The organism is Geomonas diazotrophica (assembly GCF_018919385.1).
GTDB classification, from domain to species: domain Bacteria; phylum Desulfobacterota; class Desulfuromonadia; order Geobacterales; family Geobacteraceae; genus Geomonas; species Geomonas diazotrophica.
Genome location: NZ_JAHLMF010000003.1, coordinates 161,187 through 173,826 on the forward strand (window position 1 = coordinate 161,187; position 12,640 = coordinate 173,826).

The following is a 12,640-nucleotide window of genomic DNA, read 5'->3' on the forward strand; positions in this document are numbered from 1 at the left end:
CCTTGCCGCACGCCGGCGCGCCGCCATGGAGGCGGGGCCCGTTCCCGCCGCCGTCCTGCTCCCCCTGTTCCTGAAGGACGGGGAATACCACATCCTCTTCACCAAGAGGACCACCCACCTCACCCACCACAGCGGCGAGATCTCCTTCCCGGGGGGACGCTGCGAGCCAAGCGACCGGGACAGCGCCGACACCGCCACCCGCGAGGCCTGGGAGGAGGTCGGCATCGACCCCGCCGATGTCGAGATCCTCGGGGAACTGGATGATTGCCACTCCATCCACAACTACCTGGTCACCCCCGTGGTCGGCATCTTCCCGGAAAACTACCCCCTCACCGTCAACGACGCGGAGATCGAGCGGCTCATCGAGGTGCCGCTGGCGCACTTCTCCAAGTCCGGGGTCTACCGCGTTGAATACTGGGACCACAAGGGGTTCAAGAACTACCCGATGTACTTCTACCTCTACGGCGACGACGAGATATGGGGGCTTACCGCGCGCATACTGAAGAACTTCCTGGACGTGTTGTGGGGAGTGGAGCAGGCGGGTGAGGAGTCGGAGCAGTTCTAGCGGGCTTTGGCGAGCAGGATCCTCTTCAGGTCGATGGCGAGGCGCGTGCGCTCCTTATCCAGCACGAAGCCCCGCTTGAGCACCCCCTCCTCGATCCCTTTCATGTGCAGCGCCCCCCAGGGCACCACGACGCTATCGTAGCGCTCCAGCACCCGGTCCAGGTAGCCGAGCAGCACCTGGTTGCGGCGGGTCAGGATGTCGTCCATGATCACCGCGTACATCTCCGGGGTGACGTTTTTCTCGGCCCAGCGGTTCAGGTTGGCGGCCGCGTCGACCATGGAGGGGGCCCTGCGCAGCTCTTTCCCGACATGGTCCAAAAAGAGCAGGGTCTCGGGGCGGAACGTGCTCAGGTCGGTGTCCGCGACCAGCACGTCCGGCTGGTTTGCCGCCCGTTTGGGCGCATCCAGCGATTTCTCGTCGATCACGTTTCCGTCAAAGAGGAGCTTCTCCTGCGAGGCGAGCCCGAGAAAACTCGCCACCTCCCGGTAATCGAAGTGGTTCCGCAGCACCTGTTTCCTGTCGGTCACCCCTTCCGCCAGCACCACGGTCCGCCCCTTCATCGCAACCCGCGCCACGTCCTCGTAGTACCCTTTTTCCCCGACATGCACCATTCCGGTGAGCCGCAGCGTCTTGCTGCCGCGGCGGTACACCCGCTCGGTCAGGTAGAGCCCGCGCGGCGACACCCTGATGAAGCCCGCCGTGTTGTTGAGCGCCCAGGCGTCCGCGAGGAACAGGGTGAACGTCGCCAGCAGCACGGGGAGAAGGACCAGGTTGACGGCCGTGAAGGCCAGCGTGTTCTTCGCCTCGAAGAAAGGGCCCTCGAAGCGCCAGGGGGGGAGCGTAAGCCCCGGGGCCTTGCCGTCGCGGTAGCGCGAGATCAAAAGCGGCGGGACGCCAAGCTGCAGCGCCGCCATGGCGATGGCGAAGAACTTGGAGTCTCCCAGCGCCGGGAAGAGCCAGGCGGCCAGCGGGCAGCCGAACAGGAACGCGATCAGCGGAAGAAAGAGCTTCTTGGGGAGGCGCCGGTCGATCCCCAGTGAGAAGTAGAGGGGGATAGCGAGAAGCAGGACCGAGTTGGCGACCTGCATCCTGAACATGGTGAGCGGTGCCACCGGGGCGACCAGCGCGGAGAGCTCGTCCAGTACCGAGAGGAAACCGTCGGCGAAGAACAGGATCAGAAAGAGGTTGGCGAAGTTTCTCATGGTTTCCCGGGGTTATGGTGTGGCGTGGCAGCAGGCCCGTCCCAGCGGGCAGCCGTCGCAGCAAGGTTTCTTGCGGCAGTGGCGCTTGCACTGTTCCACGATCAGCGCGTGGTACTCGTTGAACAGGGGGACCTCGTGGGGCAGGTGCTCCATGAAGAGCGAGCGCACCCGGTGGTAGTCATCCCTGTCGCTGACGATTCCCAGCCTGGAAAAGAGGCGGCGGGTGTAGGCGTCGACGACGAAGGACGGCTTTCCTCCGGCGTAGAGGAGGATGGAGTCGCAGGTCTCCGGGCCGATGCCGGGTACCCCGATCAGCTCGTCGCGCAGTTGCCGCCAGTCACCGGCGAACATCGCCTCCAGGCTCCCGTGCCGCTCGAAAAGCCACTGCACGAACCCTTTCAGCCGCACGCTCTTCACGTTGAAAAAGCCGGAGGGGCGAACCAGCTCGGCGAGCCGCTCCCGGTGTACCTCCCGGATCGCCTCCGCCGAGAGGAGCCCCTCCCGTTTCAAGTTCGCTATCGCCTTTTCTACGTTGAGCCAGTTGGTGTTCTGGGTGAGGATGGCACCGACGCAGACCTCGAAGGGGGTGTCCGCGGGCCACCAGTTGAGGGCCCCGTAGCGCCGGTACATCGTGTCGTAAATGTACAGAAGGCGGGTCTGTGTTTCGCTCGCTGCCACGGTGGTATCTCTGGTGCTGCTGCCTGCCGTTAGGGGGCGCTGCTGAGGTCCTGCGCCTCGGTTGCGTCATCTTCCAGGTATTCCCTGGAGTACCTGACGTAGTTCCCGGCAGAGCGTCCCAGCCAGGCGATCTCATTCTCGGTGAGGTCCCGCTTGTACTTCGCGGGTGCCCCGACCCAGAGGGTGCCGGGGGGGATCACGGTCCCTTCGGTGACCAGGGCGCGGGCGCCGACCAGGGCCCCCTTGCCGACCACCGCCTTGTCCATGATCATGGCCTGCATGCCGATGAAGGCGCCATCCTCGATGGTGCAGCCGTGCAGGGTGACGCTGTGCCCAACGGTGACGTCGTTGCCGATGACCAGCGGCGCGCCCGGGTCCTCGGCGTGTTTTTTGTGGGTCACGTGCAGCATGGAGAGGTCCTGGATGTTGGTGCGGTCCCCGATGCTGATCGAGTTCACGTCACCGCGCACCACGCAGTTGTACCAGATGCTCGCTTCCTTGCCGATAGTGACGTCGCCGATAACGACGGCCCCCTCCGCGATGAAGGCGGACGGGTCTATCTTCGGCTGCATCCCTTTGAAAGGGCGGATCATATCCTTCTCCTCTGTGCACTCCCTTTCCCTCGGGGGGAGTGTTTCGTCTACTTTCCCTCTCCCTCTGGAGAGGGGCGGGGTGAGGGGATCTGTTTCCTGTTTTCGTCTTGGAGGCCGGGCGTCGCCCTCACCCCCAACCCTCTCCCGGAGGGCGAGGGAAGCATCGGGCGAGGGGGGCAAGTTAGTCCCGCGGGATGGCCAGCATGCGGTCCAGGGCGCGCTTGGCGGGGATGCGGACCTCTTCCGGGACCTTGACCACGGGGGTCATGCTGACCAGCGCCTCGTGCACGTCTTCGAGCGAGGTGAGCTTCATGTTGGGACAGATGAGAGCCGGCGAGGCGAGGATGAACTCCTTCTCCGGGTTCTCGCGCTTGAGCCGCCACAGGATGCCGGCCTCGGTGCCGATGATGAAGCGCTTGGCGCTGCTTTTCTTGCAGTAGTCGTACATGCCGGTGGTCGAGCAGACGTGGTCGGCGAGCGCCACGACGGCCGGGTTGCACTCCGGGTGACAGACGAAGGGCGCGCCGGGGTTCTGCGCCTTCAGCTCCTTGACCACCTCGGGGCGAAGCCTCTCGTGGGTGGGGCAGTACCCTTCCCAGAGGTGGAATTTCTTGTCGGTGAAGCGGGCCACGTAGCTCCCCAGGTTCTTGTCCGGGGCGAAGATGATCTCCTTTTCGCTCATGGACTGGACCACCTTGAGGGCATTGGCGGAGGTGCAGCAGATGTCGCTCTCGGCCTTGACCGCGGCGGAGGAATTCACGTAGGTCACCACCGGCACGCCGGGGAGCGTGGCCTTCAGTTTCTTCAGCTCCTCGGCCGACACCATGTCGGCCATGGGGCAACCCGCGTCCAGGCGCGGGAGGAGTACGGTCTTTTCCGGTGCCAGTATCGAGGCCGATTCGGCCATGAAATGCACGCCGCAGAAGACGATCACCTCGGCGTCAGTCTTGGCGGCCTCCATGGAAAGGGCCAGCGAGTCTCCCGTTATGTCAGCGATCTCCTGCACTTCGTCGCGCATGTAGTTGTGCGCCAGGAGCACGGCTTTGCGTTCTTTGAGCAGCGATTTAATATCGGACTTTAAAGATGCCTGCGTCATGTTTGTCACCACCAAACTGTCTTTCTCATTTGAAATATATGGTAAACAGGACCGATCTTAGACAATGTTCGGGATCATGTCAAACCAATTAAGGTCCTACCTTTGCAAGCTTGACACCCGTCGGTAAAACCTCTATTATTTTTTGGACTTTTTGTATGACAAACGCGCGTTTGACGCATACCAAGCGAGGTAAATAGTATGTTCGGAATCGGGATGCCTGAACTGGTCATCATTTTGGTCATAGCACTCATCGTCATCGGCCCGCAGAAGCTGCCGGACCTGGCGAAGTCGCTGGGGAAGGGGTTGGCCGAGTTCAAGAAAGCCACCGATGACTTCAAGCAGACCATCGAGGCCGATAGCAGGACCGAAGAGGAGAAGGAGCACCTGGCCAAGCTGGCCGAGGCCAAGAAGAAGGCCGAGGAGGAGAAGGTGCGCGAGGCCGAGGAGCTCAAGGCCAAGGTCGAGGGGACCGCTGCCGCCGAACCGGCACCGGCTGCCGCGGCCACCGCGGAAGCGGAGAAGAAGGCCTAGGGGCCTCACAGACATCCGGACGCGAAAAAGGCGGGGTGACCCGCCTTTTTTCTTACCCCGAAGCCGGAATGCTCCAGCACCCGCCTTGGGCGGGCACAGGTGACGCCATGTTCAACTGGTTCAGGAAGAAGAAAGAGGCGCTGCAGTTCCCGGATAGCGCCGCCGCCTTCGCACACGCCTGCTCCATCGGCTACACGCCGCTCATCGGCGGCCTGGTTCCGGCACTGGTCGAGGAGTCGGGCGGCTTGAACCGGGACGGCGAGCGCACCTTCCTGGTCAGCCTGGCCGCCCCCGAGCGGCCGTTGCAGCTTTGGAGCTGCACCCTGAAGGGTGCGCCAGGATACCCGGAAGAGGGGGAGTTCATCGGCTTCCGGGTGGTCACCATCGCATCCGACCTCCCCGAGCCCGCCAACCTGATCGGCTACATCGCTTGCCGCCTGGAACCGAGACTGGTGCCGGGGAAGGGGTGGGCCGTGGCGCAGAACTACACCCCGGAAAACATCAAGCCCGACTTCCGCCCCATGTAGGTAAAGGCGGGCGAATGATTCTTCGCCCTACACCCTGACAACGTCAACCCCGATTTCTGCCCATGTCTCTATTTCTGAGCCAGCACCAGCTCGGCCGGGACCGGCTCGCTCTCCCAGGTGATCTCCGGGTAGAGGGACTTGTCCAGCTTGAGGTAGGTGCCGTCCACCCCCGTTTCCGCCCACCAGCATTCGTTCCCCTTCACCGGGAGCTTATCGAAAAGGTACAGGTCGTTGTTCTTGTCTCTGGCGAGGAACATGGTGCTCTCCTTTTTCCGTGGCGGCCGCAGCCGCAAACGGGAAGGCCCTCCCGCTTTGGCAGGAGGGCCTTTCGGTAATCCGTGCTTAGCTTTCGCTACTTGATCTTGAACTTGTCTCTGGCGATCTTCGCCTCTTCCGATTTCGGGTGCTCATCCACCAGCTTCTTCAGGATGTAGGCGGCGCTCTTGCTGTCCCCCAGCTCCCTGAAGGCCATCCCCTGCTTCAGCATGGCGGCCGGTGCCTTCTCCTTGTCCGGGTAGTTCTTGATGACCTCCTGGAACTCCAGCACCGCCTGCTCGTAGTTCTTCTCCTGGTAGTAGCTCTCGCCGATCCAGTACTGGGCGTTGGCGGCCAGGCTGTGTTTGGGGTACTGCACGAGGAAGCTGGCGAAGAACTCGCGGGCCTTCGCCCCCTGTCCGGCCTTCAGGGCATCCTGCCCCTGCTGGTAGAGCTGCTCGGGGGACTTGAGCGCCGCTGCCGCCTTCGCCTGCTGCTCCTCGATCCCCTTCTCCAGCTTGGTCATGCGCGCCTCGAGCGCGGCCAGCCTCTTGTTCAGGTCTTCCTTCAAAAGGGCGATGTCGTCGGCCGGTTTCTGCGCCAGGATCCGCACGTCGTCGACCTTGCCGGTCAGAAGCTGCATGTCCACCCTGGCGCTCTCCAGGGTCGCCTGCAGGTCCGCCCCACCCTTGCGGATGGAGGCCATCTCCTTTTGGTACCCCGCCATGTCCGCCTGCAGCGCCTCCAGGCTCTGCCGGTACCCGGCCAGGGACTTCTCCACCCCTTCCTTCACCTCGCCGCGGACCTCGTTCAGTCCCCGGTCGAGCGTGAAGAGACGGTTCTTGATCTCATCGTTGTCGCGGCGCACAGACTCCAGATCGCTCTGGCTGGCACAGCCGAAAAAGGTCAGCAGAACCAGCGCTCCCAGCGCCCCCCTCGTAAACCACATGACAAAACCTCCTTTAAGGCCGGTCGATAAAAAAAGGAGCCCGTAGGCTCCTTTGGGCTGCGTGGCAAACCTCACTTCACGACGACGAATTCGTCCCTTCTGTTCTTGGCCCAGGCCGCCTCGTCGTGCCCGGCGTCGACCGGCTTCTCTTCGCCGTAGCTGATGGTGCTGATCCGCTCGGAGGAGATGCCCAGGTTCACCAGGTAGTCCTTGGCTGCCTTGGCCCTTCTCTCACCCAGCGCCATGTTGTAGTCGTCCGAGCCGCGCTCGTCGCAGTTCCCCTCGATGCGGATCTTGACCGACGGCTGCTTGCTCAGGTACTCCGCGTTCCTGGTGAGGAGGTTGCGCGAGTCCTCGGAAAGGTCGGAAGAATCGAAGTTGAAGTAGATCTTCTGCAACAGGCCCTGCAGGTCGCCCGACGCCTTGGGCGTCTCGCGGGCCGGCTCCTGCGCCACCACCGGCTCGCGCACCGGGGTCTGCTCGGTGACCGGCGCCTTGGGCGCTTCAGGTCTGGCTTCCTGGGCCGGCTTGGCTGCTTCGGGGGCGGGGGCCGTGACCGGGGGAGGCGGTTCTTCCTTCACCAGGTCCTTTTTGGCGCACCCTCCCGCTACCAGCGCTCCCAAACTTAGAACAACGAGGCATCCGGCGATTCTCTTGCGCATTCCCCACTCCTTTTGATCTATGGAATATGGATATCGTGGCTTACCGATGTCCCTTGAAAAAACGAATGGAAGTATACCCACCTTTTCCAGGTTAGGCAACGGCAATGCCTCGCCGTCACCAGTTCACCGACCAGGTCGGGTGGGTGTTCAGCGCCCGGTCCGGGGATATCCTGGTCTGTCCGCTGCCGTCGGCGCGCATCAGGTACAGCCCCTCGCCGCCGTCCCGGGTCGAGCTGAAGACGATGAAGCGCCCGTCTGGGGAGTAGCGCGGATGCTCGTTGCTCCCCGCGCTGGTCAACTGGGTGTCCCCGGAACCGTCTGGGTTGATGGCGTAGATCTGGAAGCCCCCTTCCTTGCGCGCGTAGACGATGCGGTCCCCTTTGGGCGACCAGCGCGGGGTGACGTTGTAGGCCCCGTTGCTGGTGAGACGCCTGAGGTTCCCGCCGTTGGCGTCCATCACGAAGAGCTGCGGCTTGCCCAGCCGGTCGGAGACGAAGGCGATCCGGGAGCCGTCGGGAGACCAGGCGGGGGAAACGTCGATGGCGTGGTTGTTGGTGAGGCGCGCCAGGTCCTTGCCGTTCCGGCTCATCTGGTAGATCTCGGAGTTGCCGTCCTTGGAGAGGACCAGGGCGATCTTGTTTCCGTCGGGGGAGAAAACCCCCATGGCGTTCAGGCCGCTTCGGGACGATACGCGCGCCTCCTGCCCGGTGAAGAGCTCACGCCGGTACAGGTCGGGGTTCCCCTTCTTGTAGGAGGTGTAGATGAGCTCCTTGCCCGAAGGGGCGAAGTCGGGGTAGAGGTTGATCGAGCCGTTGTTGGTGAGCCGCTGCGGGTTATGCCCGTCGTAATCCATGATGAAGATCTCCTTGTTGCCGGAGGCCTTGGAGACGTAGGCGATCTTCCCGGTGAAGGGGCCCTTCGCGCCGGTCAGCACGCGCAGCACCTCGTCGGAGAAGGCGTGCCCCATGCGGCGCAGGTCCTTCAGCCGGCCGCTGTAGCGCTTGGCGACCACCTCCCGGTTCAGCACCTGGTCCACCAGGCGGCACTCGATGATGGCCGTGTCGCCTTGGACGCCGTAGGCGCTTTTCAGAAGCAGCGCGCTGCCGACCTCGTTCGGGGCGATCTCGAAGGGGCCAGCGATACCGAGGTCGAACCCGAAGAGCTCGGGGAGCTCGCGCGCCACGTCGGCGGGAATGGAGCCGGAGAGCGCGGTCGTGGGTGCAATGGCCAGCTTCATCTTCCCGGAGGTCGGGGCGGTGACGTCGAGGTAACTCTCCGCCGCGAAACCCTGCGGGCCCAGAAGCAGTAACGACAGTAGCAGAAGGATTCTTATCATCTATTTCACCCCTTCAGGCATGAAGCGGAACACGCGTTTGTACTGCGAGCGGTTGGGCGGGGGCACCAGTGTCTTGCCTGCCAACGCCACTGCCCGTTGTACGGCCTCGTCGAAGAAGGGATCCCCCGACCCCTTTTCGACGCGGTAGTCGATGCTGCCGTCGGGAGCGACCGTGATGGTGGCGATCACCTGCGGCGCCTTGGTCTGCGTGGCGATGACCTGCTTGAGGGCGTCCCTGAGCCGGGACTGCAGGTACGAGGAATAGTCGCTCCCCGCCTGGTTCCCGGTCGCCCCGGGCATCCCGGTGCGGGCGCTCCCTTTCTTCCTGAGGGCGTCGATCGCAGCGGCCTGGCGCCGCTCTTCAGCCTTTTGCTGCAGCTTGGCCATCCGTTCGTTGAAGGCCCGGTCCTCGGCCTCTTTCTGCTGCTGTTCGGTTTTGGCCTGGGATTTGACGGGCGGCGTCTTCGCTGCGGGCTTGGTCGGCAGGGCCATGGCCGGCTTGGGCGCCGCTGGGGCTGGGGCCGGCGCGGCGGGTGCCTTGGCCTCGGCCGGCGCCGGGGCTTGCGGCATGCCGCTTTGCGGCGCAGCGACCGGCAGCGTCACCATGTCGACGTAGGTGACCGGAGATTCGTCCCGACGGAACTCAGGGAGGAAGTGCCAGTTGGCGATGATCAGGAACACGACCAGGTGGCAGACGAGGGAGAGCGCCAGCATCCCCCCCGGCTTCGGGTAGTTGCGCGTTAACGCGGTCTTCATCGGCGTTGCGGGGACTCCGTCACCATGCCCAGGCGCTCCACCCCGGCTCCCTTGATCTGGGCCATGACCCGGACCACGTCGCCGTAGGGGACCGCCTGGTCAGCCTTGAGGAACACCTCGCGCTTCTCGCGGCCGGCCAGCATGGTGTTCAGCTTGTCCTTCAACTGGTCGCCCGCGACCTCGGTGGAATTGATGAAGGTTTTACCGGACTGCTCGACGGAGACCACCAGGGTGTCCTCCTTGGGCGCCAGCGACTTGGTATCCGCCTTGGGGAGGTTGACCTGGACCCCCTGCTGCATCATCGGCGCGGTGACCATGAAGATGATCAAGAGCACCAGCATGACGTCGACCAGAGGTGTGACGTTTATCTGCGACATCGTGCCGCGATCGCCGTTTTCCCTGTTGCCGAACTCCATGGTTTATCTCCCCGCGAAGTTGCGCTGTACGATGTTGAGGAATTCGGTGGAGAAGCTGTCCATCTCCGAGATGAGCACCTTGATCTTGTGCTGGAAGTGGTTGTACCCCATGACGGCCGGGATGGCGGCGACGAGGCCGATCGCGGTGGCGATGAGCGCCTCGGCGATGCCCGGGGCGACGACCGCCAGGGACGCGGAGCCGCTCTGGCCGATCTTCTCGAAGGCGGTCATGATGCCCCAGACGGTGCCGAAGAGGCCGACGAACGGTGCGGTGGCGCCGGTGGTGGCCAGGAAGGTGAGGTATTTTTCCAGCCTGGTGATTTCGATGGTGGTGGCACGGCGCAGGGCGCGGGCGATGTTGTCGACCCCGCCGAGGTCGGTGCTGACGATGTTGGGATCAGCCTTCTCCTCGACCTTCTCCTGCAGTTTCCGCAGCTCGCCGTACCCCTCCTGGAACAGGACCGTGAGGGGGGAGTGCTCGAAGCGGTCCAGTTGCGAGTTGATGGCGTCGAAGCGCTTGGCTTTCCAGAAGAACTCGAGGAAGCGCTCGGAGGCGCCGTTGGCGCGGTACACCTGCAGCAGCTTGTAGAAGATGATGCCCCAGGAGACCACCGAGAAATAGAGCAACAGTAAAAGTACCAGTTTTACGACCAGGCCGGTCGAAGCAAGCATGCCCACGTGCAACCTCCGCGGTTAGATGGAAATCAAACTGGAAAAATATGCTGAACCCTTGGGGAAGTCAACAGGAAACACGTCTTAGTAGCACTCCGGCCTTCTGTCCTGGAAGCAGTTGATGCTCTGGCGCCAGGCGGTGATCTCGGCGGGATCGAGGAGCGCGGTCGGTTCGCAGTTTTCGTACCCCCCTTCGGCCAGGAGTTCCCCCTTGGGGTTGACGATCAGGGAGGAGCCGAAGAAGTCCAGCTTCCCGATCATCCCGCAGGTGTTGGTGGCGACCACGAAGAGCTGGTTTTCGATGGCGCGGGCACGGATCAGGGTGCGCCAATGCTCCTCGCGCGGCTTGGGCCATTCCCCGGTGATCACGATGATCTCGGCGCCGTCCACCGCGAGCCTGCGGGCAAGCTCGGGGAAGCGGAGGTCGTAGCAGATGATGACCCCGATCTTGCCGACGCTCGTGTCGAGCAGACAGACGGCATCGCCGCGGTCGAGGTGCCGGTCCTCGTGCATCAGGCCGAAGAGGTGCATCTTTCGGTAGCTTCCCGCGAGCTTGCCGCGGTCGGCGACGTAGGCGGTGTTGTAGACCTTCTCGCCGTGCGGTTCCGGCAGGCTGCCGATGACGGTCATGGCGAACTCTCCGGAAAGGGCCAGGATGCGCTCCACGAGGGCCGGGGTCTGCAGGGCCAGCTGGTTCAACTGACGGTAGTCGAAGCCGCAGCTCCACATCTCCGGCAGTACCGCGAGCTCCACGCCATCTGCGGCGAGCCGGCGCAGTTTCTCGGTGACGTACGCGAGGTTCTTGTCGATGTCCCCCAGCGCTATGTTGAACTGCAGCGCGGCGGCCTTGATGCTCTTCTGCATGTCCCCTCCTGATTGAACTGGGTGCCTGCTCTAGGGCGATTGATCATGCGCCCCCTCTGCTGCGTCTTTGTCCCTTTTTGCCATTGTCAGTGACAAGGCGCCGACGGCTGGGCAAATATTTATTTGCCCCTACGGCGGTGGACGGCCATCTGCACGTAGGGGCGAATGATCATTGCCCTGTCCGATCTCCCCTTAGCGCCACCCTGGTTGACCCCTCCGCGAAGGGAAGGAAGCTGACGAAGTTCGGAGTGTAATATTCATCCCGGGGAATTTCAAGCATCTTCGTACAGTTGCGGCGCTTTTACGTGACAAGAAGAGACGGGATCTGCTAGAACGTTAGCTGGCGGGTAAAGGAGCGCTGCAGCCATGAGAGCAGGTCTATATATACACTTCCCCTTCTGCCTGAAAAAATGCCTGTACTGCGACTTCAACTCCACCGCCTGGTCGGGGGACGAACTTTCCGGGTACGTGGAGCTGTTGCTGCGCGAGATGGAGCTGCGCCACGAGGCGCTGGCGGAGCCGGTGCAGACGCCCACCCTCTACTTCGGCGGCGGTACGCCGTCGCTCATGGCGCCGGAGCTGGTGGGGCGACTGATCGAGCAGGCGGCGCTCCGCTTCGGGCTCGAAGGTGACGCCGAGGTGACCCTGGAGGCGAACCCGGGTACGCTGACACCGGAGCGGCTCTCCGGCTACCGGGCCGCCGGGGTGAACCGCCTGTCGCTGGGGATCCAGTCCTTCGAGGAGCGCCTGCTGCAGAGGCTCGGGCGGGCGCACACCGTGCCCCAGGCGCTCGCGGCCTTCGATCAGGCGCGCCGGGCGGGATTCGACAACGTGAGCATCGACCTGATGCACTCCCTCCCCGGGCAATCCCTGGACGACTGGCGCGCCGCACTCGGCCAGGGGATCGCGCTCGCCCCCGAGCACGTCTCCGCCTACGCGCTCTCCGTCGAGGAGGGCACCCCCTTCGAAAGGCTCTACGACCGGGGAGAGCTGATCCTGCCGGGGGAGGAGGAGGCCGCCCGGATGTTCGAGACCACCGCCGAGCTCCTCACCGGCGCCGGCTACCTCCATTACGAGATCTCCAACTTTGGCAGGCCCGGGCGCTTTTCCCGCCACAACCAGTCCTACTGGAGCCGGTTAAGCTACCTCGGATTCGGCTCCGGCGCGCATTCCTTCTGGAATCCCGACGGCCTGGGGCGCCGCTGGAACAACGCCGCCGACCTCGACGACTACCGCGCTGCGATCACCGCCCACCTCCTCCCCGAGCGGGAGCCGGTAGAGCTCTCCCTGGAGGACGCCGTCTCCGAGAGCTTCTTCCTGGGGCTTAGGGTGCTGACCGGGCTCGAACTTTCCCCTCTCAAGGCCGCCTTCGGCGAAGAGGCGCTGGCCGGCCGGCTGGCGCAGGTGGACGAGCTGCTGCGGGCGGGGCTCCTGGTCGCTGACGGGGAGCGCATCCGTCTCGCCGACCGCTCGGTAATCATCGCCAACAGCATCTTCTCCCGCTTTCTGTAAAACCGCTTTTATATCGCCAGAGAACC

General features: G+C 63.8%; 16 protein-coding genes. 4 read left to right on the forward strand and 12 right to left on the reverse strand.

Going from position 1 to position 12,640, the window contains the following annotated elements; translation table 11 throughout:
- Nucleotides 1–25 precede the first annotated feature (25 nt).
- Entirely contained in the window at nt 26–565 is a 540-nt protein-coding gene (locus KOM00_RS04300; RefSeq protein ID WP_216497605.1) for an NUDIX hydrolase, read from the forward strand.
- Here the strand turns inward: KOM00_RS04300 and KOM00_RS04305 are convergent.
- From KOM00_RS04305 to nadA, 4 genes are all read right to left on the reverse strand, one after another.
- Complete coding sequence (locus tag KOM00_RS04305; RefSeq protein WP_216497606.1) at nt 562–1,767, reverse strand: TraB/GumN family protein; 1,206 nt, start codon at nt 1,765–1,767, stop codon at nt 562–564. The genes KOM00_RS04300 and KOM00_RS04305 overlap by 4 nt on opposite strands.
- 12 nt (nt 1,768–1,779) lie before the next feature.
- Complete coding sequence (locus KOM00_RS04310) at nt 1,780–2,397, reverse strand: endonuclease III domain-containing protein (RefSeq protein ID WP_216497708.1); 618 nt, start codon at nt 2,395–2,397, stop codon at nt 1,780–1,782.
- 77 nt (nt 2,398–2,474) lie between these two features.
- Entirely contained in the window at nt 2,475–3,038 is a 564-nt protein-coding gene (locus KOM00_RS04315; RefSeq protein ID WP_216497607.1) for a gamma carbonic anhydrase family protein, read from the reverse strand.
- Nucleotides 3,039–3,219: 181 nt separating this feature from the next.
- Nucleotides 3,220–4,134: a quinolinate synthase NadA gene (gene nadA, locus KOM00_RS04320; RefSeq protein ID WP_216497608.1), complete on the reverse strand. Its 915-nt coding sequence runs from the start codon at nt 4,132–4,134 to the stop codon at nt 3,220–3,222.
- Nucleotides 4,135–4,332: 198 nt separating this feature from the next.
- Here nadA and tatB point away from each other — a divergent pair, with 198 nt between their 5' ends.
- The gene (gene tatB / locus KOM00_RS04325; protein WP_216497609.1) at nt 4,333–4,665 is read left to right on the forward strand and encodes a Sec-independent protein translocase protein TatB; all 333 of its coding nucleotides are present in this window, start codon (nt 4,333–4,335) and stop codon (nt 4,663–4,665) included.
- Between the two features lie 107 nt (nt 4,666–4,772).
- Nucleotides 4,773–5,192, forward strand: a complete 420-nt coding sequence (locus KOM00_RS04330) for a hypothetical protein (protein ID WP_216497610.1) — start codon at nt 4,773–4,775, stop codon at nt 5,190–5,192.
- Nucleotides 5,193–5,260: 68 nt separating this feature from the next.
- On the opposite strand, the gene KOM00_RS04335 is transcribed toward KOM00_RS04330, so the two are convergent.
- The 8 genes from KOM00_RS04335 to KOM00_RS04370 form a co-directional block, all read right to left on the reverse strand.
- Entirely contained in the window at nt 5,261–5,449 is a 189-nt protein-coding gene (locus KOM00_RS04335) for a hypothetical protein (RefSeq protein WP_199396022.1), read from the reverse strand.
- 95 nt (nt 5,450–5,544) lie between these two features.
- The gene (gene ybgF, locus KOM00_RS04340) at nt 5,545–6,396 is read right to left on the reverse strand and encodes a tol-pal system protein YbgF (protein ID WP_216497611.1); all 852 of its coding nucleotides are present in this window, start codon (nt 6,394–6,396) and stop codon (nt 5,545–5,547) included.
- A 71-nt stretch (nt 6,397–6,467) separates the two neighbouring features.
- Complete coding sequence (pal, locus tag KOM00_RS04345; RefSeq protein WP_216497612.1) at nt 6,468–7,058, reverse strand: peptidoglycan-associated lipoprotein Pal; 591 nt, start codon at nt 7,056–7,058, stop codon at nt 6,468–6,470.
- 115 nt (nt 7,059–7,173) lie between these two features.
- Entirely contained in the window at nt 7,174–8,394 is a 1,221-nt protein-coding gene (tolB, locus tag KOM00_RS04350) for a Tol-Pal system beta propeller repeat protein TolB (RefSeq protein ID WP_216497613.1), read from the reverse strand.
- Nucleotides 8,395–9,150, reverse strand: coding sequence for an energy transducer TonB (locus KOM00_RS04355; protein WP_216497614.1), 756 nt, complete (start codon nt 9,148–9,150; stop codon nt 8,395–8,397).
- Nucleotides 9,147–9,566 (reverse strand): protein TolR, encoded by a 420-nt coding sequence (tolR, locus tag KOM00_RS04360; protein ID WP_216497615.1) that lies wholly within the window; start codon nt 9,564–9,566, stop codon nt 9,147–9,149. The genes KOM00_RS04355 and tolR overlap by 4 nt, the downstream gene beginning before the upstream one ends.
- Nucleotides 9,567–9,569: 3 nt before the next feature.
- A complete protein-coding gene (tolQ, locus tag KOM00_RS04365) occupies nt 9,570–10,244 on the reverse strand; it encodes a protein TolQ (RefSeq protein WP_216497616.1) in 675 nt (224 codons plus the stop codon).
- Nucleotides 10,245–10,322: 78 nt separating this feature from the next.
- Nucleotides 10,323–11,102: a carbon-nitrogen family hydrolase gene (locus KOM00_RS04370; protein WP_216497617.1), complete on the reverse strand. Its 780-nt coding sequence runs from the start codon at nt 11,100–11,102 to the stop codon at nt 10,323–10,325.
- Nucleotides 11,103–11,468: 366 nt separating this feature from the next.
- Between KOM00_RS04370 and hemW the strand changes: the two genes are divergently transcribed.
- Nucleotides 11,469–12,614, forward strand: coding sequence for a radical SAM family heme chaperone HemW (gene hemW / locus KOM00_RS04375; protein WP_216497618.1), 1,146 nt, complete (start codon nt 11,469–11,471; stop codon nt 12,612–12,614).
- Nucleotides 12,615–12,640: the final 26 nt, after the last annotated feature.